A 22,848-nucleotide genomic window follows, 5' to 3' on the forward strand; every position below is an offset into this window, starting at 1 on the left:
CACCAGGCAGCAACTAAGAATCCCCGCCGGAGATATTCCGGCGGGGATTCCCTCTGCCCGACCCCATCGATTGCTCCGTAGCCGCCGTTTTCGGCCGCCAGAAGGGCAGTTACGGAGCAATCGACGTTTCAGGTAGTGGCGTTTCAGGCGGCGGGGCTATTTCTTCGGCAGGCCCGCCGGGTTCAGCTCCGACTTCGCGACGGCTTCCGCGGACAACCCCCAGCGGTCCAGGATCTTGGCGTAGTTGCCGTCCTGGATCAGGTGGTTCAGTCCGGCCTGCGCCGCGGCGGCAAACCCGTTGTCCTTCTTGGTGGTGACGGCGATGCTGGCCTTCAGCGGCCAGCCGCCGTCGACCAGGCCCACGAGCTTGGTCTTGGCGTCCGAAGCCGCCTTGTAGGCTGCCGTGGCGTTGGGGCCGAACGTCAGGTCCGCCCGTCCGGACTGGACGGCAAGCTGGGACGCGGAGTCGTCGTCGTAATACTGGAACTCCACGGGCTTGAGGCCGTTTTTCTTGTTTTCCTCATCCCAGCGCAGCAAGATTGCCTCCTGGTTGGTGCCGGAGCCGACGATCACGCGCTTGCCCGCCACGTCCGGCGCCGACTCGACCTTGGTGATGCTGCTGTCCGCCTTGGCGTAGAAGCCGAGCTTGTCCTCACGGTAGCTGGCGAAGTCGAACTTGAGCTTGCGCTCCTCCGTGACGGTGACGTTGGACAGCACAGCCTCGTACTTGCCCGAATCGACGCCGAGCGGCCAGTCGGCCCAGGCCGTCGGGACAATGTCCGCCTCCAGGCCCAGGGACTGGGCCAGTGCGACGGCGATATCCACCTCGTTGCCCACCGGGGTCTTGTTGTCGGTGGCGTAAACGGCCAGCGGCGCCGCAAACGGGCTGACCGCCACGGTCAGCTTCCCGTCCTTCTTAATGGCCTCCGGGACGAGCGCGGCGGCCGCGGCATCCACCGCGGCCTTCACGCGGTCCTGCTGCGGAGAGAGGTTGAACTGCTTCACACCGGAGGACGACGACGCCGCCGACGACGGGCCGCCGGCAGCAGCGGCGCCGGGATCGGAGCAGGCCGCCAGACCCAGGACAGTGGTAGCCGCCAACGCGACCGCGGCGCCTGATTTAAACGAAAGACTGGACATGTTCTCCCCTTGAGAGTGGACTGAATTGGTGCTGGTGCCAGCAACTATCCGGGGCACGGGAAAGCCGGTCAAAGCGCCGTGAAACCGGGTGAAACCAAGGGATACAGGCGTTAACACCCGTTCATCCGGCGTCCGCGGACGCGGCCTGCGGATGCCCTGTGTTACCGAAGATTGCCCTGCGTGACGCGACGGGACGGAATTGTTCACGGCAGGCCGCAACTGGCCTAGCCTGCATAGAAGACCTGCAAGGTGACAGCACGACACAGGAGGGGTGAACTTGTCAGTGAGCACGCACCAGCAAACGCACCGGACCACGGACCGGCTCGGCATCAACGCCCCGGCGGACCTTGTCTTCAGCATGCTGCGCGACGCCTCGCACTGGCCCTACCTCGACGGCTTGACGGTGTACTCGGAGCGCGTCAGCGGCGACGACGCCGGGCACGAGCTGCGCACGTCCGTGGTGTCCAACGGCTCACTCAGTTCAAGCCACTGCTGGCGCGTCTTTGACACCGCCAGCCTCCGCGCCGAGTTCCACCAGCTAAACCTCGAACCCCCGTTCCGGGAGCTCGGCGGCGACTGGGAGATCCGGCCGGCTGACGGGCTCTCCGTGGTCACGCTGAACCACGAGTTCGAGGTCGACGACGAGCACCTCACCGAGCGGATCCGTGCGATCATCGAGGACTACAGCCGGCGTGAACTGGAGGCGCTACGGATCAGCTGCGAACGGTTGTCCGTGCTCCTGCAGCACCACGCCCCGCAGGCGCACCCCACCCCCCAGTCCACAGCGCAGTCCACCCCGCACCCCACAGCACAGGAGGCCTAAATGTCAGAGGCCAGGTTCACGACGGAACGGGACAGCTTCGGCCGGCTTCTCGCGGACCGCGAAGTCTGGCGGCAGGCCTCCACCATCCCGGCGGCCGGCGAACTGACCGCCCGCTGGCTGGAGGGCAACAGCCAATACCAGCCGGGAGTCTTCGCGCCCGGGTTCGACGAGGAGACCGCGGCCATCGCCGGAGACCTCGCCCGGCTCAACCGCAACGGGCTCTTCACCAAGGAATCGCAGCCGGGCGTTCAGGCCGGAGGCCTCGCGCAGCGCGCCTACGTGACAGCCTTCTGCGGCCCGGATACGGCGTCGACGCTGCTGACGCTGTCAGCTCGGACCAGCCTGGTTACGGTCGTCCACGACCCCGGTGAGGCGAGCAGCGTCTCCATCCCGGTAACCGTACAGGACGACGACGTCGCAACCCTGCTCGGCAGCAGCGAGGGGCCTGTTGGGGAAGACCAGCTCAGGGACTGGGCGGCAGAGACCAACGAGACCTTGGCCCTGGTCCTGGCGGACGCCTGGTACGTGGAAATCTTCGATCCCGTCTGGGGCCGGAACGATGTCCTGTTGGCTGCCGTACTTGAGGCGCTGCAGGCCGAATAGCCGGCGGGAACCCGCGCCGCGCAGCCGCCGGCGACCCGGTCCCGGGAAATTCACATATCAGTCGCGTCCCAGCCGATGCTGGCGGCCTCGTCCAAGGTGCGCGCCTCGTAATGCTCCAGCATGTCCTTCATCGCCTCGACGCCCTGCTTGAACAGGGCAGAGTCCCGCCACTGCTCAATCTGTTCCAGGGACTCCCACGGGCCGGTGCTGATGAACCGGTTTTTGACGTCGCGATCGTGCATCAGCACGGCTTTGGCGTTGGGAAAGTCTTCCTTCGTCTTCCTGGCCAGATCCCGCCAGGCCTGCACAAAATCGTTCTCGCGGCCGGGATGCACCAGCCAGATTCCGAGCGTATAAACAGACACGTCGATCGCCTCCATTGTCCGTACGGGTTGATACGCCGATTATGTTCCTGTCCTCCGGCCGGCGGTAGTGCCGATTGCCCGGAGCGCGGTTGTGGCCGCAAATGAACCGTTGTATGGGTGGAGTAGAAGGCCTAGCATGTGGGCAGACCCCACTCTGGGGCCAGCCTCGGACCTTCCATCGTTGGGAGCGGGCACATGTTCGGATGCCGATGTCCTGGGCGTACACAGGATAGGAAAAACGATGAGCAAATATCTGTTCGAAGCGAACTACGTTGGCGACGGCATCAAGGGACTCATGCGTGAAGGCGGCACCAAGCGGCGTGATGCTGTTGTCGAGGCCCTCAAGTCGGTGGACGGCTCACTCGAAAGCTTTTATTACGCCTTCGGCGAGACGGACGTCGTCGGGGTCTTCGATATCCCCGACCAGGCCAACGCCGTGGCCCTGTCCCTGATGATCAATTCCACCGGTGCCGTGAACCTGCACCTGAAACCGCTCATGTCAGCCGAGGATCTCGACGCGGCAGCCAAGAAGACGCCGTCGTATCGGGCACCGGGGCAATAGATCAAGAACACCGGCCGCGAATGGCCGGATCACGGCACGCGGCTACGCGCGTGCCCGAGTCTCTGCCAGTAGGCTCGGGGCATGTCACTGAGCAAGTCACTGGGCGGGTCACTGCGCAGGTCACTGTGCAGTCCACTCCGCGGGGGAAGACCCTGGGCGCGCGGTACCGCGCTGCTGTTGGCTGTGGCCGGCGCGGGAGCGGGCCTGGCCGGGTGTGAATACACCGATGACGTGTCAGATCCGACGGCGGCCCCCGCGGTGGCGTCGCGGCAGGCCCCGCCGCCACCCGCGCCGGTAAACCCGGCTCTCGCCGAGGCCGAGCAGCGCAATCTGGGCGAGCTGCAAGCAGTCCTCGGCACCCGGCCTGACGGGCTCGTCCTCGGCGGAACGGGCGGGATTGGCGGCAGCGGGTTCCGCCACTCGGCCGCAGCGGTGCCGCAGGGAACCTACACGCTCACCGCGGCCTGCACCGGCGCACCGAACGCGTTCCTGACGGTGTCCCAGGACGGCCTCCGGGGCGGGGGCAGGGCGGAGATGAACCTCGAGTGCGGAGCAGCTGCAACAACGCGGGTCGACCTAGGGGCCGGACCAGTCCAGATTCAGGGATTCCGGCCCGGCACCGACCCCGCCGCCGGCGAAGTTGCCGGCTTCTGGCTCGTTCCGGCCGGGCCGGGATCCTAGTCCGGATCCCCGTGCGGCGTCCTAGTTCAGGGTCGCGGTGTCGATCACGAAGCGGTAGCGGACGTCGGAGGCCAGGACGCGCTCGTAGGCGTCGTTGATCTTCGCGGCCGGGATGACCTCGATCTCGGCGCCCAGGCCGTGCTCGGCGCAGAAGTTGAGCATTTCCTGGGTTTCGCGGATGCCGCCGATCATCGAGCCGGCGAAGGAACGGCGGCCCATGATCAGGGCAAACGCGTTCACCGGGAGCGGTTCCGCGGGCGCGCCGACGTTGACCAATGCGCCGTCGAGGGTCAGCAGCTGCAGGTAGGAGCTGATGTCGATCGCGGCACTGACCGTGTTGATGATCAGATCAAAAGTGCCGGCAAGGTCCGTGAAGGTGTTTTCGTCGCTCGTGGCGTAGTAGTGGTCCGCGCCAAGCTTCAGCCCGTCTTCCTGCTTCTTCAGCGACTGCGACAGGACCGTGACCTCGGCGCCCATGGCGTGTGCGATCTTGACGGCCATGTGGCCCAGTCCGCCCAGTCCGACGATCGCGACCTTCTTGCCGGGACCCGCGCCCCAGTGGTTCAGCGGCGAGTAGGTGGTGATCCCCGCGCACAGCAGCGGCGCGGCGACGTCGAGCTCGAGGCCCTCGGGAATGGTGACCACGAAATCCTCGGTCACGACGACGTGCGTGGAGTAGCCGCCCTGGGTGATGGTGCCGTCACGGTCGACGGCGCCGTAGGTGCCGGTGTTCCCGGCGAGGCAGTACTGTTCCTCGCCGGCCTGGCAGTTGACGCACTCGCCGCAGGAATTGACCATGCAGCCGACGCCGACCCGGTCGCCGACGGCGTGCTTGGTCACGGCCGTGCCGACCTCGGTGACAATGCCGGCAATTTCATGACCGGGAACCAGCGGATAGGTCTGCTGGCCCCAGTCGCCGCGGACGGTGTGGATATCCGAATGGCAGATCCCTGCGTACTTGATCTCGATCAGGACATCGTGCGGTCCCACGTCGCGGCGCTCGATGGTGGTGAGGCCGAGCGGCTCGGTCGCGGACGGTGATGCGTAAGCGTTGACGGTAAGCAATGAATCTCCTGCTTGTTGATCGTTGGGGGGTTGTTCAACGGAACACCATCCATCAAACCCGGTATCGCAGCCGTGAGGGAGTCCCTGCTGATAGGGGTACTGGCAGGGCCTCCCTCACGGAGCCCCAGGGCCTAACGTTGATGGCATGGATAATCGAGAGGCGACCCGCGAGTTCCTTGCCTCGCGCCGGGCCAAGATCACCCCCGAGGAGTCGGGACTGCCGGTGTACGGCGCGAAACGCCGGGTGCCGGGCCTGCGCCGCGGGGAAGTCGCCATGCTGGCCGGCGTCAGCGTCGAGTATTACACGAGGCTGGAGCGGGGAAACCTGTCCGGCGTTTCGGAGGGAGTTCTGGACGCCGTGGCAAAGGCCCTGCAACTCGACGACGCCGAACGGGCCCACCTCTTCGATCTGGCCCGTGCGGCGGCCCCGGGCAGCCGGACCCGCCGTCGTCCCCGTCCCGCGGAGTCCGTCCGCCGCAGCGTGCAGCTGACGCTGAACGCCATCACCAACGCGCCCGCCTTTGTGCGGAACGGACGCATGGACGTCCTTGCGGCCAACCCGCTGGGTTATGCCCTGTATTCGGACATGTATGCGGGTCCGGCCCGCCCGGCCAACCATGCCCGGTTCATCTTCCTGGACGCCCGCTCGCGCAGCTTCTACCCGGATTGGGACCGCGCGGCGAGCGACACCGTCGCGATCCTGCGCACCGAGGCCGGCCGGGACCCCTACGACCGCGGCCTGACCGACCTGGTCGGTGAACTATCGACGCGGAGCGAGGAATTCCGCACCCTGTGGGCGGCGCATAACGTGCGCCAGCACTACACCGGGCTCAAGCACTTGCACCACCCGGTGGTCGGGGATCTCCATCTGATGTACGAGGCCATGGACGTCTCCGCCGACGCCGGGCTGTCCCTGCTGGTCTACAACGCCGAGCCCGGCTCCGCGTCGGAAGATGCGCTGCGGCTGCTGGCCAGCTGGGCCGCGACCAACCGGCAGGTCAAGGAGGCCGAGGCCGCCACGACTACGGTGGACAAGGCCTAACCGGAGCGGGCCGGCACTGTCACGCCAGGGCGGAAATGCCGTCCGTGTATCCCCCGGGCTGGCCGCCGCTGGAGGTGAAGTTGTTCAGCCAGGCCATGGCGTCGTCCCGGGAAGTGAAGAATTCGTGGGGGTAGCGGGTGTGCCGGCTCATGGCCGCCGCAATCACACGATCCACTGTGCTGGATCCAAGCACGGCAATCGCCAGAACCCCTGTTGTCTGCGCGAACTCGTACCTGGCGGCCGCGCTGATCTCCACGTCCGTCATTTCGGAGAGCATCGGCATCGGTATTCCGCCGCTGATCTGCGCTACGGCCAGCATCGCGTCCCTGGCATCGTCGACATCAACAAACGTGCCCGGCTGCCAGACGGATGTGATGATGCCCGCGCTGACGCTCAGCACGTTCTTTCCGTCAGCAGCTGCTATATGTCCTGGCATCATCGAGACCATTGTAGGGCCGGGCCTGACAAGCCAGGGGTTTGGGGCCCGGTGCGCGTGGCGGACCGCAACAGAGCCTGACGCCTGCTTCCTCCCGCCCGCCCTCGTGCCCGCGCGGGACCTGCTCTCCGGCGCTGCCCGGCAAGGAGCATGTCCCGTGCAGCGTGGATTCTTATCTCGGACCTGCTCTCCGATGCTGCCAGGCAATGAGCATGTCCCTTGCCGCTTCCCCCGCGGGACATGTCCCCCTCCTGGAATGGACATGCCCCACTGCGCGGCCCAGGAATGGACCTAGTGGGCTTATGTCCATCCCTCTACACCAGAGGAGGGCATGTCCCGCGGTCCCGTCGCGGCGCGGTCCCGGTCATTCCGCGGTCCCGTCGCGGCGCCAATGGCTTCTGGATCAGGCCTTCCGGTGGATCGATTTGTAGCTCAGGTAGGCGTTCAGGCCCTCGATGCCGTACTCGGTCCCTAGGCCGGAGTCGTGCCGGCCGCCGAACGGTGCCGCATGGTTGGAGGCAAAGAAATTGATGCCCACCGAGCCTGTGTCCATCCGGTCCGCGACGGCCAGCGCCGCGGCCGGGTCCTGCCCGAATACCAGCCCGCCCAGACCGAACTCGGTGTTGTTCGCCAGCGCAACGGCCTCATCAACACTGCCGTCGGCGTCGTCGTACTTCAGGATGCAGATCACCGGGCCGAAGATCTCCTCGCGGGAAATCCTCATTTCCGGCGTGACGTCGGCGAACACGGTTGGTTCCACGAAGTACCCGCCTTCGAGACCGCCGCCCAGGGTCGCCGCCCGGCCTCCGGTGGTGGCGCGGGCGCCTTCGGCCAGTCCCGACTCCACGTACTCCAGCACGGTCCGGTACTGCGATTCCGTGGCGCACGGGCCGAACACCGTTCCGGGATCCAGCGGGTCGCCCTGCGTTCCGGCAGCGATGGTGGCGGTCACCATGTCCACCACTTCCTCGTAGCGGCTCGCCGGGGCAAGGATGCGGGTGGAGATGTAACAGGTCTGCCCCGTGTTGCGCATGGACGAACGGATCAGGACCTTGGACATGGCGTCCAGATCGGCGTCCGGCATCACGATCGCGCTCGACTTTCCGCCGAGTTCCAGGGTGACGGGCCGCAGCAGTTCTCCGCAGGCGGCGGCGATCTTCCGCCCCACCGGCGTTGAACCCGTGAAGGCCACCTTGTCCACGCCGGGGTGCTTCACCAGCGCGTCGCCCAGCCGGCCGGAGCCGGTGACGAGGTTGACCACGCCGGCCGGAACTCCGGCAGCGGCGACGGCGTCGATGATCACCCGGAGGGACAGCGGCGTGGGGGACGCCGGCTTGATCACCACGGTGCAGCCGGCCAGCAGCGCGGGGGCCAGTTTGATGACCACTAGATTGATGGGGAAGTTCCAGGGCGCGATCAGAGCGCACACGCCGAGCGGGTCCCGCCGCACTACGGATTCACCGCCGCCGCGCGGGAAGGCGCGCACGTCGTCGCGCTCCAGGTGGCCGGCGAGCGTGGCGAAGTAGCGGAAGATGCCCGCGGCGTTCGCTGCCGCCCCGGAGGATTCGGAGACGGGCGAGCCGTTCTCCCGCGTGTTGGTGAGGGATAGTTCCCCGGCACGTTTCTCCACTTCCTCGGCGATGCGCAGAAGATAAGCGGCCCGTTCGGAGGGCGCGAGCCGCGGCCATTCGCCTTGGAAGGCGCGCCGGGCGGAGTCGACGGCGGCATCCACGTCCTCCAGCGTTCCGTCCGGGACGGAGCCCCAGACTTCGCCGGTGGCGGGGTCGGTGACCGGGTTGCGGCCGGTGCCGCGGGCCGGCGTCCAGGCTCCATCGATGAAGAGGCTGTCCACGTGGGTGTGCGGCAGGATCAGCGCGGCGCGTGCGGCCAGAGCGGGAACGGACGACGGGGGCGCCGCCTTCCCCGGCGCCGGCGTCCCGGCAGGCGTGCCGGCGGAGGTCCCTCCGTGGTGCGTAGCGGAGGTCATCGGATCACCGCCGTCTTGAGCAGGGCGGTGGACCGGGCCAGATCCGCGACGGCCATGTCGTGGGCGGCCTGGGTGATGAGTTCGGGCACGATTTCCGCGGCCAGCCTGTCCGTGTATGTGGCCGGGTCCATCCCGAACCAGGAGGAGGCCAGCGCGATCCCGGCCTGGTCGAAGCGCCACAGCCGGTCCGCATCCCGCATCAGCGCGTCCTCCAGCGAGTGGGCCACGGGGCGGGTGTCGTGGCCGTCGATGATGTCGCAGACACGCTCCACGAACTCAGGCGAGTAGCCCAGCCCGGGGAGGACCCGGCGGGCCACCTCGCAGCCCTGCTTTTCGTGTTCGTAACGTATCGCGGCCTTGCGCCAGTCGCCGGCGAAGCCCTCGGAGATGATCCGGGATTCGTCCACGTGGGCCCAGCCGGTGTCATGCAACAGCGTGGCCACGCGGACGAGCTCTGCGTCGGCGTCGGGGTAGGCCCGGCAGAGCCGCTCGGCGAAGGCGAGCGAGATCGGCAGGTGGATGTCGTTGCCGCGGGTGCGGGTCTCGTGCACCACGGCGCGCCACAGCGGGTCGAGTTCCTCGAGCGCGGCCGGCGTCGTCGCGATCGGGGACGTCTCCACCGGTCCCGTCGCCGGAACGGGCCGGACCGGGTACGCCGCGGCAAACGCTTCTGCCGCCGGGTGGGCAACGGCGGCGACAGTAGTCCCGGATGCGCCGCCGCCGGCGTCGGCAACCGGGGTCTTGGGGGTGGTCATAATGCTCCTTCGGGGGCGGCCAGCCGCGGGGCTAGCTGTCCGTCGTGATCGTCTTGAGGGGTGTCGCCGGATCGGCGGCAGCCTCGGCAGGGATGTTCTGGCCCTTGGCCAGGGCGTTTTTCACGGCCATGAAGTCCAGCGGCGCGTTGACGCAGTCCGCGGCGATGACCTGGCCCTGGCGGTAGTAGAGGACGCTGAATTTTCCGCGTTCCTCGTCCCGCCGGAGGACGGTCTGGTCGTAGCCGTTGCACAGTCCGGCGATCTGCAGCTTGAGGTCCGCCTGGTTGGACCAGAACCACGGGATGCCGGCGTATTCCTCGCGCCGGCCGGTGAGCGAGTAGGCGGCCACCTTGGCGTGCTCGATCGCGTTGTTGACGCTTTCCAGCCGGATCCGCTCCCCCGGCGCGGAGCCGGGCACCGGGTTGGGCATGTTGGCGCAGTCGCCGATCGCCACCGTGGTGCCGTCCGAGGCCAGCGCGAAGCGGTCCACCACGATTCCGTTGTCAACCGTCAGGCCGAGCTGTTCGGCCAGCTGGGTGTTGGGGATGACGCCGATCCCGATCAGCACGATCTGCGCGGGCAGCACGGTGCCGTCCTGGAGTTCGACGCCGGAAACTACAGCGCCGCCGTCGTCCGCCCTAAAGCGCGCCGCGCTGGTGCTGAGCCGGATGTCCAGGCCGCGGGAGCGGTGCGCCTGCAGGAAGTACTCGGCCGTTTCCTCGCCGACGGCGCGGCCCACCAAGCGGGGTCCGAACTCCAGGACCGTGACATTCTTGCCCATCTTCTGCAGGCTGGAGGCGGCTTCGAGGCCAATGAAACCGCCTCCGATCACCACCACATCGTGCGCGTCCCCCACCCGTGCCTTGAGCGCCAGGGCGTCGTCGGCGTTGCGCAGGTACAGGACGCCGTCGAGGTCTCCGCCCTCGATTTCCAGCTTCCGGGCCCGGGCGCCCACGGTGAGGGCCAGACGCTTGAAGGGGAACTGCTTGCCGGAGGAGGAATGTGCGACCCCGGAGCCGTCCGCTTCCCTGTCGATTCGGACAATGTATTCGCCTTTCACCAGATCCACATTGTGTTCGGCCCAGTACTCGTTGGAGCGGAAGATCAGCGACTCGCTCTCCACCGTGCCTTGCAGGAACTCCTTGGACAGGGCCGGGCGCTGGTAGGGGCGGTGGTCCTCGTCGCCGAGCAAAGTAATGTGCTCGTCAAAGCCGAGAGCCCGCAGGGATACAGCGAGCTGGACGCCGGACTGGCTCGCCCCGATGATCAGCAGTCCCGTCCGGGACGGGGTGCCCGACGGCGTTGCGTCCTCGGCGGCCGCTGCGGGGGCCGCGTTCTCAACCGCGTTGGTGCTCACGGCTACACCTGGGTTTCCGGGGTTGTGACGAACAGTTCGAGCCCGTCCGTGAGGCGGAGCTGGCAGGACAGCCGCGAGTTGTCCTCGCGGTCCACGGCAGTGCCGTAGAGCATCTCGTCCTCCATGTCCTCCATCGGCGGGAGCTGCGTGAGGCAGTCGTCGCGGACGAAGACGTGGCAGGTGGCGCAGGACAGCGAGCCGCCGCACTCTGCGACGATGCCGGGGACGCCGTTGCGCACCGCGGTCTCCATGACGGAGTCGCCGGAGTTGCCCTGGACGTCACGGACAGCGCCCTCGGCGTCGGTGAAATGAACCGTTGGCATTGGTCCTCCTTGGGGGGTTGAAGTCGGGGTAGAAGTCGGAAAGTTGGCAGATAGGACAGAGTCAGATGAACTGGCGGCCGCCGTCGACCACCATGGTCTGGCCCGTGTAATAGGAACTGTCCGGCCCGGCCAGGAAGAGTGCCGCGCCCACGATGTCCTCCGGCTGGCTGGCCCGCTTGATGGCGCCGCGGTCCACACCGTAGTTCTCGGCGTTCTCCATCAGCCCGTAGCTGGCCTCGGTGAGGGTGAAGCCGGGGGCGATCGCGTTGACCGTGATTCCCCGCCGGCCCAGTTCCTTGGCCATCACCCGGGTCAGCGCCACCACCCCGCCCTTGGAGGCGACGTAGTGCAGCCACTGTTCGGAGCCGCTGAAGATCGTGGCGCTGGAGAGGTTGACGACGCGCCCGCCCTCGGGCAGGTACGGGCTTGCTGCCCGGGTCACGAGCCAGGGTCCCTTGAGGTTCACGTTCATCACCAGGTCCCATTCGGCCGGGTCGATGTCCTCGAACGGGCTCCGGGTTACCCCCGCATACACCGCCGCGTTATTGAGCACGACGTCGATGCTCCCGTTGCCGAAGTCTGCGCAGCTTTTCGCGAGGATCTCGGTGGAGTCGACGCTGGTGACGTCGGCGTGGAAGGCTGCCGCCTCGGCCCCGGTGTCCAGGACCAGCTTGGCGGTTTCCTCCGCACCCTCGAGGTTGACGTCCGCTACCGCCACCCGGTAGCCGCGGCGGGCGAAGCCGAGCGCGAACGCCCGGCCCAGCCCGCCGGCGGCACCGGTGATCAGGACGGTGCGGGCGGGCCGGTCCGCCCCGACATATTCCGCAGCAGGCATATTTGAAGCTGGCATGTTCGGATCAGACATGGCTGTGGCTGTGCGCCCCGGGTCCGGTGACCTGCAGCTCCGGCTCCCCGGCATCGGGAATCAGCGCGTCGAGGATCTGGACCGTTCCCTTGGTGCCGTCCACCCGCAGGCGCTGGCCGGTCTTGATCGTGGTGGAGGCCGAGCCGGTTCCGGTCACGGCCGGGAGGCCGTATTCGCGGCAGACGATGGCGGCGTGGCTCATCATGCCGCCGATGTCCGTAACCGTGGCCTTGATTTTGCCGAAGATCGGGCCCCAGGACGGCGCGGTGACGGTGGCGACCAGGATCTCCCCCTGCTGCACCTCGGAGAGCTGGTCCGCGTCGGTGATGACACGGGCCAGGCCCTCGACAACGCCGGGAGAGGCCGCCATGCCGCGCAGGCCGCCGCCTTCCACCGCTTCGCCGGCGCCCAGCCACTGCTGGACCTGCTCGGTGGTGATGCCCCAGAGCATCCGGGTGAAGGGTTCGGTGATGGATTCCGGCGGGGTGTTCAGTGCCGGGGCCGGCCGGGCGGTCTTAAGCGCGTCCACGATTCCGCGGCGGCGCTCGATCTCGGCCGGCCAGTAGTCCGGGCCGATCGGCTTGGCGCCGACGCCCCAGCCGGTGACGAGGTCGAACAGCGCGTCGCGGACCTCGTTGCGACCCAGGTACAGGAGGTCGTCCGGCTCGGTCCAGAAACCCTCGGCCTGCATCATGCGGCTGAGCTCGCGGATCTTGCGCCAGAAGACGCCCATGGTCCAGTGCTCAATGTAGAAGTTGTGGTTTTCCACGTACGGGTAGGCGGTGGCGGCGAGTCCGCGCTTGGCGTCGAAGAGGGCCTGGTTTTCGCCTTCCAGCAGGTCCCGGTATTCCTCGATGATGCGGTCACGTTCGGTGATCAGGGCTTCCACCGGGCGCATGATTTCCTGCCCCTCGTCGACGCGGCGGATGTAGTCCGCGATGTAGCCGAGCGGGATTTCCTGGTGTTCGTTCCAGTACTTGTCGTGGCCGTAGAAGCCGTTGCCCACCGTGAAGTTGAACCATGGGTCCTTGGCGCCCTCGTACTGGGCCACCCAGCGGTCCCCGCCCGGGGCTGCGGCGATGGCGCCTAGGGTGACGTCGACGTCGTCGGTGTTGCCAAAATTCGGCTGAAGCCCCAGTTCGACAGCGAGCTTGGCGAGCTGCTTGAGTTCGTCATCCGGGCGGAAGAGCTCCATGTCCACGCCCTGCACCATGGTGGCGATGGACTGGTCCGGGATGTTGGGGAAGACCTGCTTGCAGAAGTTGAAGAAGTCCAGGTAGGCGATGTAGCCGAGGTTGAGGAACTCGAAGTGGTACTGCCAGTTCTGGTAGGCCAGCTGGATCAGCCGGTCGTAGCTTTCCAACAGCTTCTCGGAGCCGTCCTTGCCCTTGCCGGAGAGGATGTCCTCCATGGGGACCATGTCCGGGAGCTTGGGGAAGGAGATGGTTTCCATCTCGTCGATGGTGCCCTTGACCTTGACGTGCCACTGCTTGAGGAGCTGGTCCCAGTTCTGGAAGTAATGGCCCACGCGCTGTTCGAACAGGGGCACGCGGGCCGCGATCTGGCCCTCCGGTACCGGAATGGGCGACATGTAGAGGTAGCCCAGGTGGACACGGAACTCGATGCCGTTGGCGTTGGGGATCATCAGGTGCCGGGCGTTGTACTGGCCCAGGCACTTGACCGCGAACTCGCCGCCGATGGTCTCGAAGGGCTTGAACACGGTGGGCCAGTGCTGGCTGTCGCAGAACCAGAACTTGGCATCCTCCTGCTCCTTGAGCTTGTCCTGGAAGACCAGATAGTACGGGTAGATCTTTTCCCAGCCCTCGGCCCCGGCGGGAACCGGAAGCTCGGAGGGCTTGGGGAAGGACTTCAGGGACATGGCGGTCCTTTCAATTCGGGCTCGGCGTTGAGCCTGGGTGACGAAGCGGACTAGCGGGTCAAAACTTCTTAGAAGGAGGGCTTCAGCAGGGAGGCTGTGATGCTGCCAAGGTTGAAGCTGCTGGAGGACGACGGCCCGGTGGACGACGGCGTGGAGCTGGCCGGCGCCGTCGTGGAAGCGGATGTGGCTGAAGAGCCTGCGGGGCTGAGTCCGCTGAAGTAGCCGCCGGCGGATGCCGAGGACGGGACAACCGGCTTTGAGGAATGCACGGTTTCCGGACGGGACTGCAGAAGGAGCAGGTTGTCGCCGTCGGGCAGGTCCGTGTCGAGGGCCCATTCGATGTCCTGCGGGCATTTGTAGTGCTTCTCCGCGCGCTTGGCCATCTGCGCGACGGCGGTGAGCTCGGCGTCGCTGAGGCTGCGGCGGCCGCGGCGTTCGGCGTCGACCTCCCGCTCCACCAGGCGGCCGGCGACGGCGTCCGGGACGAGTTCGGCGTGCTTATCGCCGAGGTGTTCGGAGATGACGGTCAGGGTGACCTTGTCCAGCATGATGTTGTCCGGGGTGACCTGGCCGGAGACCACCATCTCGCCCACCCCGTAGGACGAGTCGATGGTGATCTTGGAGCGGTCGCCGTTGGTGGGATCCATGGTGATCGCGACGCCGGAGACGCGGGCGTTGACCATCTTCTGGACCACGACGGCCATCGAGAGGCCTTCGTTGGGGATGTTGTTCTTGAGCCGGTAGATGATGGCGCGGGAGGTGAAGAGCGAGGCCCAGCACTGGCGGATGTGTTCGGTGACGGCCTTGACGCCGTCGAGCCAGAGGTAGGTGTCCTGCTGGCCGGCGAAAGAGGCGTCCGGCAGGTCCTCGGCGGTGGCGCTGGAGCGGACGGCCACCGGGACGGGAGCATCGAAGCGGGACATCAGGGACTCGTAGGCCGTGACCGTGAGCTCGCGCAGGGCCGGCGGCACCGGGCGGGAACGGATGTCCTCGCGGATCGCGGCGGAGACCTTGTCCACCTGGCCCATGTCCTCGGGGTCCAGCCCGGCCAGGAGCTCGTGGATGTCCCGGGTGATGCCGGCTTCCTCGATAAAGGCGTCGAACTGGGCCGTCGTGACCACGAAGCCGGGCGGGACGGGCATGCCGGCGGAGGTCATGGTGACCAGGGAGGCGCCCTTGCCGCCAAGGTTTTCGAGCTTCGGTTCGATGCCGCCGTCGAAGAACTGGATGTATTCGTTGCTGTGCATATTTCTCAGGCCTTCCAGCTGACGGGGACGGTCTCGGGGACGCGAAAGGAGAGGTTCTCGCGGAAGGCGATGGCTTCCGGGTTCTCCAGCTGCAGCTCCGGGGCGAGCCGGGCCACTTCCTCGAGGGCGATTTTGGCCTGGAGCTTGGCGAGCATATTGCCCAGGCAGTAGTGGATGCCGTACCCGAAGGAGAGGTGCTCGCGGGCGTTGGGGCGGGTGATGTCGAAGTCCTCGGCGGCGTCGAACTTGGTGTCATCCCGGTTGGCGGAGCCCATGAGGAGCAGCAGCTGCGAGCCCTCCGCAATGGCGACGCCGCCGACTTCGGTGTCTTTGAGGGCCTTGCGGCGCCAGCCGACGATCGAGCCGGCGTAGCGCAGGACCTCGTCGATGGCGGCGGGGATCTTCTTGGGGTCCGCCACGAGCTGCTGCCACTGCTCGGGGCGGGCGAGGAGTTCGCGGAGGGCGTTGGAGATCAGGGTGGTGGTGGTCTCGTGGCCGGCGAAGAGCAGGCTGTAGAGGACGGAGGCGATCTCGTGGTCCGAGATTTCGGCGCCTTCCTGCTGCGACTTCACGAGGTCCGCGGTGAGATTGTCGCCGCCTTCCTCGTGGGCAACCCTGACCAGGCGCAGGCATTCCTGCCAGTACTCCACGAGGTTGTGGGCGTGCGGGATTTGTTCCTCGTCGCTGAGGTCGCCCCAGGTCATCGCGGCTCGGGAATCGCTCCAGCGCTTGAAGGTGTCCACCTGGGAGACGTCCGCGCCGATCAGGGTCAGGATGGTGATGGTGGGGACGTCGTAGGCGAGGTCCTTGACCATGTCGCCGCGGTGTTCCGGCCGGGCGAGCATCTTTTCGAGCAGTTCGACGACGTTCTGCCGGATGAACGGTTCCAGGGCCTTGTAGCGGCGGGGCGTGAAGGCCTTCTGGACCACGGCGCGGATGCGGGTGTGCTCCGGCGGACGGCGGGCGGAGAGCCCCGAGTAGACGGTGAAACCGCCGTCGTCCATGATCTTCTTGGCGGCGGCGCCGCGTTCGCGGACGGGGGCCTGGGCGTTTTCGCTGGAGAAGGTCTCCCAGTCCTCGAAGACGGCCTTGATGTCGTCGTAACGGGAGACGACATAGAGGCCGATCCGCTCGTCGAACATGACGGGCTGCTCGGCCCGGAGTTCGGCGTAGGCGGAAAAGGGATCCTTCATCTGGAACGGCTCGTAGCCGTGGTGCCCCGCGGGGGCTTCGGCGCCGTGCCCGAAGGGACAGCGGCCGGCCGTTTCAGTCGACGATGACATCTGGGCTCCTTGGTTTTCGGTCCCGCCGGCAGCGCCAGTGCATGCCGCGGGTTCTTATTCACCAGTGTGGCCCCCATCACCTAGGGATGGCAGGGCTGGCTTCCACTGAGCGGAAACCAGTTACTAGCGCCCTTGCGGGGGCGGGGATACGGCCTAGTCCGTTCCCGCGACGTGGCTGCCCAGCAGGGTTTCCAGCGGGATCCGCGCAGTGGCGCGTTCGATCTGCGCCGCGATTCCCCGCAGGACCGGCAGGTGCCGGGTCATCGTGGCGGCCTGATTGGTGGGCAGCACCAGGCCGATCGAGGCACCTATCCTGCCGGTATGGAAGACCGGAACGGCGATGGAGCAGGAACCCAGCCGGACTTCCTCGAGGGTGGTGGCGTAGCCCTGCTCCCTGATCTGGGTCAGCTCCGCGGCCAGCTTTTTAGGGTCTACGTGGGTGTGCGCGGTGTGCCGTTCCAGCTGCCGGTTCAGGTAGGCGTCACGGACCCAGTCCTCCTCGAAGGCCAGGATGACCTTCCCGACGGCGGTCGCGTGCATGGGCAGCCGACCGCCGACGCGGGACGCCCGTGGTACCCGTTTGGAGCCGTAGACGCGGTCGATGTACAGCACTTCGTGGCCGGTCCGGACGGCCAGGTGCGCGGTTTCGCCGGTGAGGGAGAACAGGTCCTGGACGTATGGCCGGGCCGCGTCACGAAGCTGGCGGCCGGTATTCTGGGCGAGCTCCCAGAGGCGGATGCCCAGCTGGTAGCGGCCGTTGGGCTCGCGGGAAAGGAAGCCCCAGTCGGTGAGCTCGTTGACCAGCCGGTGGGCGGTGCTCAAGGGGAGGCCGGACTTTTCGGCGATGTCGGTCAGGCTGAGGGCGCCCCGGGACTGTTCGAAGGCCGCCAGGATGGAGAGGACCTTCGAGGTCACCGTCCTGCCGGGTTCGCGGCTGCCGCCGGCCATGGTGGCCTCCTCGTCGCGGGCACTGGCCCTGTTTCTGGCCGTCAAGGGCCATGTGGCCGCCCGGAATTGAGTGTAGTCCGCAAGTCCCGCACCTTGCCGGCGCTCAGCAATGGACATGTCCCGCGGCCCCGTGGGGACATGCTCCGCGCTGCGCCTGAGCGATGGACATAACGGGACATGTCCATTCCTGGGCGCCAGCGGAGGGGATGCCCGGTGGCCGCCGGGGCCGGGCGGCGCTGAGGCCCGCACATTGTCGGGACCTGTCAGTGAAATCAAGCCCTGCGCCTGAGGCTGAGCATTGCCCGGTCATTGGCCATGGCGCCCGTCCGGACATGTCCCGTGGCGGACCTCGGCAGTGGGCATGTCCCGCGGCCCCGTGGGGACATGCTCCGCGCTGCGGCTCAGGGATGGACATAGTGGGCCTATGTCCATCCCTGGGCGCCAGAGGAGGGCATGTCCCGCGGTCAGGACTCCAGGACCAGCAGCTGGGCCTTGTCCGCGTCCCAGCCCACCCACAGTTCCTCGTCCGGCCGGATCCCGGCGCCCCTGTCCGAGCTCAGCTCACGGAGCTGGAGTTCGTGGCCGCCGGCCGTGAGGCGGTGGCGGACCGTGGCGCCCAGATTCGTGGAGGACACCAGGGTCGCGGCGCATCCGTTGCCCGCCGAGGCCCGTGTCCTGAATTTGAGGTGCTCCGGGCGGATGGAGACGGCGTAGTTCTCACCGCTTGCCCCGCGGTCCCGGACCTTCGCCAGACCCAGTCCGCCGAGGTCCACCACGGCTTCCTCGCCGTTGCGCTCCACGATGGTGCACGGGATGAGGTTCGTGTCGCCCAGGAAGCTGGCCACCCAGTCGGTCAGGGGGTGGTTGTACACCTCCTCCGGCGCGCCGGACTGCACGATCTTCCCGTCCCTCATCACCACGATCCGGTCCGACATGGCCATGGCCTCGTCCTGGTCGTGCGTCACGAACAGCACGGAGATGCCCAGGCCCTTCTGCAGGGTCTTGATCTCTTCCTGCATCTGCTCGCGGAGGCGCTTGTCCAGGGCCGCCATTGGCTCATCGAGCAGCAGGGCGGCCGGGTTGAAGACCAGTGCCCGGGCCAGCGCCACCCGCTGCTGCTGTCCGCCGGAGAGCTGGCGCGGCTTGCGGCCGCCCATCTTGCCCAGTCCCACCCGGTCGAGGGCTTCCTCGGCGCGCTGGCGGCGTTCCTCGCGCGGCACCTTCCTCATGCGGAGCGCAAACTCCACGTTTTCCAGCGCGCTCATGTGCGGGAACAGGGCGTAGTTCTGAAACACCACGCCGAGATTGCGGTCCCGGGGCGGAAGCGAGTCCACGGGTTTGCCGTCAATGAGGACGGTTCCGGCGCTGTGGTCTTCAAACCCCGCAACCATCATCATGGTGGTCGTCTTGCCGGAGCCGCTGGGGCCCAGGAGGGTCACGAACTCCCCGGGCTGGACTGTCAGGTCCAGTTCGTCCACGGCAACGACGTCGCCGTAGTGCTTGCTGACCTGGCGGAGCTCAATGGCGCCCCGGGCGGCCCTGCCCGTACCGGGAATTGACTCCGCGGAAATCACTGATGCGGTCATCGACTTTCCTTACGTTTGTGCGGACACGGCCAGCGGCAGCATCCGGGTTGAAGAGCGGCGCTTGAGGACAAACAAGACCTGGAGCAGCAGCCCGATCGTGGCGACGCTGACCAGCAGGGCGGAGGACACCGCGATCTTCGGGGTCAGGTTGAACTGGATATCCGTGAACATCTTCACCGGCAAGGTCGTGGCCCCCGGAGACTGCATGAACAGGGACATCACCGTCTCATCGATGGAGACCGAGAACGCGAAGAGCGCCCCGGAGATCAGGCCAGGCAGGATGATGGGCAGATACACGTGCCGCAGGACGGAGAGCGGTCCGGCCCCGAGGCTCTGCGCCGACCGGACCAGGGCCGGGTTGAGCCCGGCGAGACTGGCGCGGGTGGTCAGGTACACGTAGGGGGTCGCGATCACGGCGTGCGCGAGGCCGATGGGGACGATGCTGCCCACCATGCCGATCGAGATGAAGAACTGGTAGAACGCCAGCGCCAGCACCACGGTCGGCACGATCATCGGCGCGAGGATCAGGCCCACCACGGCGGGCTGGCCAGGGAACTTGCGCCCGTGCAGGCCGATCGCCGCGGTGGCACCCAGCAGCACGCCAATCACGACGGCGATCGCCGCCGACTGCAGGCTGGCCGTCAGGGCGGAGGTCCAGGCCCGGTCGGCGAAGAATCCGGCCACGGCGGCGAAGGAGATTCCCTCCGGCGGGAAGGTGATGTAGCGGCTGTCGTTCAGCGCGACCGGCACCACAATCGCCGTCGGAATGACGAGGAACAGGAAGGCCGGGATGGAAAGAAGCGCCAGCAGGGGGTGCTGCGGATTAGTTGTCTTCATGTTGGCCTCCTGCCTTGAGGACGCGCTGGTAGACGGCTACGAGGATGCTGACCATGACCGTCAGGATGACGGCCAGCGCAGCGGCCCCGGAAAAGTCCGTGAGCTGTCGGGCGTAGTAGTCGATCTGGTTGGCGATCATCATGTCGCCGGGTCCGCCCATCACCACCGGGGTGATGAAGAAGCCCGTGCTGATGATGAAGACCAGCAGCCCGGCCGCGGAGATGCCGGGCATGCTCAGCGGCAGCGTGATCCTGCGGAAGACGGATCCTTCCCGCGCGCCAAGCGAGCGGGCCGCGAGCCCCAGCCGGTCATCGATCGATGTCAGCGAGGAGAAGATCGGGAACACCGCGTACGGCAGGAGGCAGTGCACCATGCCGACGATCACGGCGAACCGGTTGTGCAGCAACGGGATCGGCGCACCTGTAAGCCCGATTCCCTGCAGGAATGCGTTCACAATGCCGTTGTCCTGGAGCAGGACCGCCCAGGCGAAGTTCTTCACCAGGATGCCGGTCCAAAACGGCAGGAGTACGACGGCGAACAGGATCACCCGGGTGACATTGCCGGCCCGCCACAGGACCATGGCGATGATGTAGCCCAGCACCACAGTGACAATCGTGCTGGCCAGGCTGATGGTCAGGGTGTTGACCAGTGCGCGCACCACCAGCGGGTCCTCGAGGACCCGCTGGTAGGCGTTGTCGGCGAAGCTTGCTCCGACCAGTTTGCCCAGCGGCGTCAGGAACAGCACGACGTCGAAGGCAAGGATCGGGGCCAGCAGCAGCCACCAGCCGCTGCGCCGCCGTCGGGGTGCTGCCTCAGCGGAGACCGGCGCCCCGCGGCCCCGCGGCCGGGGACGTTCGAGAGTTGCGTTGCTCATGTCAGCTGGCCTGCCAGAGCTTGAACTGCTGCTCGGTCTTCTTCAGGTTCTGCGACCACCACTTGTCGTCGCGGACCAGGATCTTGTCCGCGAGCCGGGGGCTGGTGGGAAGCGTGTCGGCGATTTCCTTCGGCAGCTTGGACAGCGCCGGGGTGTTGGCGAGGGTCAGGTTGGTGACCTTGTCGAACGCTGCGCCGGCCTCGGCGTCGTTGGACATGAAGTTCATCAGCTTGAAGGCAGCTTCCTTGTTCTTGGCGCCCTTCGGAACCACGAAGTAGTCGCCGGCGAGGACGGCGTTTTCGGCGGAGAAGTTCAGCTTCGCGCCGTCGTTGCGGGCTGCGTTAATACGGTTGTTGAAGCTTGTGGAGAGCGAGACCTCACCGGAGGTGAGCTGCTGGATGGGCTCCTGGTTGGCGGCGTGGTACAGCAGCCGGTCCTTGCCCGGGTGCTGGCCCAGGACCCTCAGGGCCCGGTCGACGTCGAGCGGGTAGATCTTGTCGAACGGGACCCCGTCGGCCAGCAGGGCGGCTTCCAGGACGGAGCTGTCGGAGAGCTGGTTGTACACCGAGCGCTTGGTGTTGTACTTGCCCTGGTCGAAGAACTGGGCCCAGTCTTTCGGTGCCTGCGCGTCGGAAATGACCTTCTGGTCCCACGCCATGACAAACAGGAAGCTCAGGTACTTGATGCCGTATTCAGCCTTCGCGTATCCGGGCAGGCCCTTGTCGCTGATGATGTCGTAGTCGAACTTCTCCAGCAGCCCCTCGGCCACGGCCACCTCATACTCCGGCGCCGTGATTTCCACGAGGTCCCACTGCACGTCGCCGGACTGGACCTGGGCCTTGAGCGCGGCCAGGGAGGTGTTGGCCAGCAGCGTCGTCTGGATTCCCGACTGCTTGGAGAACGGGTCCAGGATGGTCTGGGTCAGCTGGTCGTTGTACGAGCCACCATAGGACGTGACCGTCACCGTCTTGTTGGCGGCGGCACTTTCGGCGGGCTTCGCCGCGCAGCCGGACAGCGCCAGACCCGCAAATGGCGTCAGCGCTGCCGCTTTGAGGAGCTGCCTGCGGTCAAAGGGAGTGGAACGGAATGCTGTCATGGGGGAAGTGCCTCTCATGGACGCGGGCACGCCAAAAGAAGGCGTGCAGGATTGCGGGCGTGGTGGGGTGCGGTGCTTGTGATTGCGTGTGGCGCAGTGAAGTGAGAAGAAACGTGAAGTGAGAAGAAACAGTGGAGTGAGAAGAAGAAGTGACAGCCGCGGTTCGCGCGCGCCATCCATTCCACCTGGAGATCTCGAGTCCGCCTTCCGGCGGCTTTTCGGTTTCGCAACTGTAACTGTGAAGTTGCTCACTAGTCAACAGTTGTATTGCTTTAAGAAACTTCCGGGTTTCGGCCGCGGGCGATTCCCCCGCCTGCCGGTTACCGGGGCCTGATTTGCACAGGAAATTCACAGCGAGGCGCTATTGCGGATACAGCGGGGCGACCGACAATGGTTCGACCTGATAGGAGTATTTGCCGGGCGATGGTGGCCGCGACTTACTGGAGTGTCAGTGGCGAGCGTTGTGACCAGTCGAGCCGGAATCAAGCGAACTTGTACCGACTAGTGATGGGCTCCCGGCATGATCACTCTCCGCAAGCATGTACTTCCCTCAGTCCTGGCCCTGGTCCTGCTCTCGACGTCGGCCTGTACCTCCGGGGTCGCGGCCGGCATCCCGTCCGGTGGCGCCACGAGCAAATCCGGTGGCGGGACGAGCCAATCCGCCAAACCCGCCAGTCCCAGGGTTGCGGTCCCGCAACTGACACCGGCCAGTACGGTGGATGCGCGTGCGGTGCTGGCGGCGTTCAAGTCCCGGGACATGGTGGGGCACCTGCAGGCGCTGCAGCGGGTGGCCGATGCCAACGGCGGGAACCGGGCCTCGGGCACCTCGGGGTATGAGGAATCGGCCCGCTACGTCGAGGAGCAGCTGCGCGCGGCCGGGTATGCGCCGGTGCGGCAAAGCTTCACGTTCAAGGAGGACGGCCGGCGCGGCAAGACGGTGGAGTCCTTCAACATCCTGGCCGACACCGGGGGCAGTGCCGAGCACACCGTGGTGGTGGGCGCGCATCTGGACTCCGTGCAGGAGGGCCCGGGCATTGATGACAACGGCAGCGGGGTCGCGGCGGTCCTGGAGACCGCGCGGTGGATGAAGGAGG

23 protein-coding genes are annotated in these 22,848 nt (G+C 66.8%); 6 read left to right on the forward strand and 17 right to left on the reverse strand.

Annotated elements, in window-relative coordinates:
- Positions 1–156: 156 nt before the first annotated feature.
- Positions 157–1,140 carry an ABC transporter substrate-binding protein gene (locus tag C566_RS0114070; RefSeq protein WP_026266701.1) on the reverse strand — a complete coding sequence of 328 codons (984 nt, stop codon included), beginning with the start codon at positions 1,138–1,140 and terminating at the stop codon, positions 157–159.
- Between the two features lie 283 nt (positions 1,141–1,423).
- Here C566_RS0114070 and C566_RS0114075 point away from each other — a divergent pair, with 283 nt between their 5' ends.
- Both C566_RS0114075 and C566_RS0114080 read left to right on the forward strand, forming a co-directional pair.
- Entirely contained in the window at positions 1,424–1,963 is a 540-nt protein-coding gene (locus C566_RS0114075; protein WP_018774992.1) for an SRPBCC family protein, read from the forward strand.
- On the forward strand, positions 1,964–2,566 hold the full coding sequence (locus C566_RS0114080) for a DUF6919 domain-containing protein (RefSeq protein WP_018774993.1): 603 nt from the start codon (positions 1,964–1,966) through the stop codon (positions 2,564–2,566).
- A gap of 50 nt (positions 2,567–2,616) precedes the next feature.
- Here the strand turns inward: C566_RS0114080 and C566_RS0114085 are convergent, their stop codons facing one another.
- Positions 2,617–2,946 (reverse strand): antibiotic biosynthesis monooxygenase family protein, encoded by a 330-nt coding sequence (locus tag C566_RS0114085; RefSeq protein WP_018774994.1) that lies wholly within the window; start codon positions 2,944–2,946, stop codon positions 2,617–2,619.
- A gap of 226 nt (positions 2,947–3,172) precedes the next feature.
- Here C566_RS0114085 and C566_RS0114090 point away from each other — a divergent pair, with 226 nt between their 5' ends.
- Complete coding sequence (locus C566_RS0114090) at positions 3,173–3,493, forward strand: GYD domain-containing protein (protein WP_018774995.1); 321 nt, start codon at positions 3,173–3,175, stop codon at positions 3,491–3,493.
- A gap of 231 nt (positions 3,494–3,724) precedes the next feature.
- Positions 3,725–4,174, forward strand: coding sequence for a hypothetical protein (locus tag C566_RS21520; protein WP_155846880.1), 450 nt, complete (start codon positions 3,725–3,727; stop codon positions 4,172–4,174).
- Between the two features lie 21 nt (positions 4,175–4,195).
- Here the strand turns inward: C566_RS21520 and C566_RS0114100 are convergent, their stop codons facing one another.
- On the reverse strand, positions 4,196–5,239 hold the full coding sequence (locus tag C566_RS0114100) for an NAD(P)-dependent alcohol dehydrogenase (protein WP_018774997.1): 1,044 nt from the start codon (positions 5,237–5,239) through the stop codon (positions 4,196–4,198).
- 145 nt (positions 5,240–5,384) lie between these two features.
- On the opposite strand from C566_RS0114100, the gene C566_RS0114105 reads away from it, so the two are divergent.
- Entirely contained in the window at positions 5,385–6,281 is an 897-nt protein-coding gene (locus C566_RS0114105; protein ID WP_018774998.1) for a helix-turn-helix transcriptional regulator, read from the forward strand.
- 19 nt (positions 6,282–6,300) lie between these two features.
- Here the strand turns inward: C566_RS0114105 and C566_RS21525 are convergent, their stop codons facing one another.
- The 14 genes from C566_RS21525 to C566_RS0114175 form a co-directional block, all read right to left on the reverse strand.
- Entirely contained in the window at positions 6,301–6,720 is a 420-nt protein-coding gene (locus C566_RS21525) for a DUF7793 family protein (protein WP_196802376.1), read from the reverse strand.
- 400 nt (positions 6,721–7,120) lie between these two features.
- The gene (locus C566_RS0114115; protein ID WP_018775000.1) at positions 7,121–8,704 is read right to left on the reverse strand and encodes an aldehyde dehydrogenase family protein; all 1,584 of its coding nucleotides are present in this window, start codon (positions 8,702–8,704) and stop codon (positions 7,121–7,123) included.
- Positions 8,701–9,459, reverse strand: coding sequence for an HD domain-containing protein (locus C566_RS0114120; protein ID WP_018775001.1), 759 nt, complete (start codon positions 9,457–9,459; stop codon positions 8,701–8,703). Before C566_RS0114120 ends, C566_RS0114115 begins: the two co-directional genes overlap by 4 nt.
- Positions 9,460–9,490: 31 nt before the next feature.
- The gene (locus C566_RS0114125) at positions 9,491–10,816 is read right to left on the reverse strand and encodes an NAD(P)/FAD-dependent oxidoreductase (protein WP_018775002.1); all 1,326 of its coding nucleotides are present in this window, start codon (positions 10,814–10,816) and stop codon (positions 9,491–9,493) included.
- Positions 10,817–10,818: 2 nt separating this feature from the next.
- Positions 10,819–11,139 (reverse strand): 2Fe-2S iron-sulfur cluster-binding protein, encoded by a 321-nt coding sequence (locus C566_RS0114130; RefSeq protein WP_018775003.1) that lies wholly within the window; start codon positions 11,137–11,139, stop codon positions 10,819–10,821.
- Between the two features lie 61 nt (positions 11,140–11,200).
- Positions 11,201–11,989 (reverse strand): SDR family NAD(P)-dependent oxidoreductase, encoded by a 789-nt coding sequence (locus C566_RS0114135; RefSeq protein WP_231386365.1) that lies wholly within the window; start codon positions 11,987–11,989, stop codon positions 11,201–11,203.
- Between the two features lie 7 nt (positions 11,990–11,996).
- The gene (locus C566_RS0114140; RefSeq protein WP_018775005.1) at positions 11,997–13,883 is read right to left on the reverse strand and encodes a PEP-utilizing enzyme; all 1,887 of its coding nucleotides are present in this window, start codon (positions 13,881–13,883) and stop codon (positions 11,997–11,999) included.
- 68 nt (positions 13,884–13,951) lie between these two features.
- The gene (locus C566_RS0114145) at positions 13,952–15,130 is read right to left on the reverse strand and encodes a PEP/pyruvate-binding domain-containing protein (protein WP_018775006.1); all 1,179 of its coding nucleotides are present in this window, start codon (positions 15,128–15,130) and stop codon (positions 13,952–13,954) included.
- 5 nt (positions 15,131–15,135) lie between these two features.
- Positions 15,136–16,413, reverse strand: coding sequence for a cytochrome P450 (locus C566_RS0114150; protein WP_018775007.1), 1,278 nt, complete (start codon positions 16,411–16,413; stop codon positions 15,136–15,138).
- 153 nt (positions 16,414–16,566) lie between these two features.
- On the reverse strand, positions 16,567–17,361 hold the full coding sequence (locus C566_RS0114155; protein ID WP_018775008.1) for an IclR family transcriptional regulator domain-containing protein: 795 nt from the start codon (positions 17,359–17,361) through the stop codon (positions 16,567–16,569).
- Positions 17,362–17,825: 464 nt separating this feature from the next.
- Positions 17,826–18,947 carry an ABC transporter ATP-binding protein gene (locus C566_RS0114160; RefSeq protein WP_018775009.1) on the reverse strand — a complete coding sequence of 374 codons (1,122 nt, stop codon included), beginning with the start codon at positions 18,945–18,947 and terminating at the stop codon, positions 17,826–17,828.
- Between the two features lie 9 nt (positions 18,948–18,956).
- Entirely contained in the window at positions 18,957–19,784 is an 828-nt protein-coding gene (locus C566_RS0114165; RefSeq protein ID WP_018775010.1) for an ABC transporter permease, read from the reverse strand.
- Complete coding sequence (locus C566_RS0114170) at positions 19,771–20,658, reverse strand: ABC transporter permease (protein ID WP_018775011.1); 888 nt, start codon at positions 20,656–20,658, stop codon at positions 19,771–19,773. Before C566_RS0114170 ends, C566_RS0114165 begins: the two co-directional genes overlap by 14 nt.
- A 1-nt stretch (position 20,659) precedes the next feature.
- Entirely contained in the window at positions 20,660–21,754 is a 1,095-nt protein-coding gene (locus C566_RS0114175) for an extracellular solute-binding protein (protein WP_018775012.1), read from the reverse strand.
- Between the two features lie 520 nt (positions 21,755–22,274).
- On the opposite strand from C566_RS0114175, the gene C566_RS23355 reads away from it, so the two are divergent.
- Positions 22,275–22,848: M28 family peptidase (locus C566_RS23355; protein ID WP_043467015.1), on the forward strand; the 574-nt coding region annotated here is incomplete at its 3' end.

The sequence above is a fragment of the Arthrobacter sp. 131MFCol6.1 genome (assembly GCF_000374925.1).
In the GTDB taxonomy this organism is placed as follows: domain Bacteria; phylum Actinomycetota; class Actinomycetes; order Actinomycetales; family Micrococcaceae; genus Arthrobacter.

Coding starts and splice junctions, on each gene's coding strand:
- C566_RS0114070 (WP_026266701.1), bottom strand. CDS start 1,140: ATGTCCAGTCTTTCGTTTAAATCAGGCGCCGCGGTCGCGTTGGCGGCT.
- C566_RS0114080 (WP_018774993.1), top strand. CDS start 1,964: ATGTCAGAGGCCAGGTTCACGACGGAACGGGACAGCTTCGGCCGGCTT.
- C566_RS0114085 (WP_018774994.1), bottom strand. CDS start 2,946: ATGGAGGCGATCGACGTGTCTGTTTATACGCTCGGAATCTGGCTGGTG.
- C566_RS0114090 (WP_018774995.1), top strand. CDS start 3,173: ATGAGCAAATATCTGTTCGAAGCGAACTACGTTGGCGACGGCATCAAG.
- C566_RS0114105 (WP_018774998.1), top strand. CDS start 5,385: ATGGATAATCGAGAGGCGACCCGCGAGTTCCTTGCCTCGCGCCGGGCC.
- C566_RS21525 (WP_196802376.1), bottom strand. CDS start 6,720: ATGATGCCAGGACATATAGCAGCTGCTGACGGAAAGAACGTGCTGAGC.
- C566_RS0114115 (WP_018775000.1), bottom strand. CDS start 8,704: ATGACCTCCGCTACGCACCACGGAGGGACCTCCGCCGGCACGCCTGCC.
- C566_RS0114120 (WP_018775001.1), bottom strand. CDS start 9,459: ATGACCACCCCCAAGACCCCGGTTGCCGACGCCGGCGGCGGCGCATCC.
- C566_RS0114130 (WP_018775003.1), bottom strand. CDS start 11,139: ATGCCAACGGTTCATTTCACCGACGCCGAGGGCGCTGTCCGTGACGTC.
- C566_RS0114135 (WP_231386365.1), bottom strand. CDS start 11,989: ATGCCAGCTTCAAATATGCCTGCTGCGGAATATGTCGGGGCGGACCGG.
- C566_RS0114140 (WP_018775005.1), bottom strand. CDS start 13,883: ATGTCCCTGAAGTCCTTCCCCAAGCCCTCCGAGCTTCCGGTTCCCGCC.
- C566_RS0114145 (WP_018775006.1), bottom strand. CDS start 15,130: ATGCACAGCAACGAATACATCCAGTTCTTCGACGGCGGCATCGAACCG.
- C566_RS0114150 (WP_018775007.1), bottom strand. CDS start 16,413: ATGTCATCGTCGACTGAAACGGCCGGCCGCTGTCCCTTCGGGCACGGC.
- C566_RS0114155 (WP_018775008.1), bottom strand. CDS start 17,361: ATGGCCGGCGGCAGCCGCGAACCCGGCAGGACGGTGACCTCGAAGGTC.
- C566_RS0114160 (WP_018775009.1), bottom strand. CDS start 18,947: ATGACCGCATCAGTGATTTCCGCGGAGTCAATTCCCGGTACGGGCAGG.
- C566_RS0114165 (WP_018775010.1), bottom strand. CDS start 19,784: ATGAAGACAACTAATCCGCAGCACCCCCTGCTGGCGCTTCTTTCCATC.
- C566_RS0114170 (WP_018775011.1), bottom strand. CDS start 20,658: ATGAGCAACGCAACTCTCGAACGTCCCCGGCCGCGGGGCCGCGGGGCG.
- C566_RS0114175 (WP_018775012.1), bottom strand. CDS start 21,754: ATGACAGCATTCCGTTCCACTCCCTTTGACCGCAGGCAGCTCCTCAAA.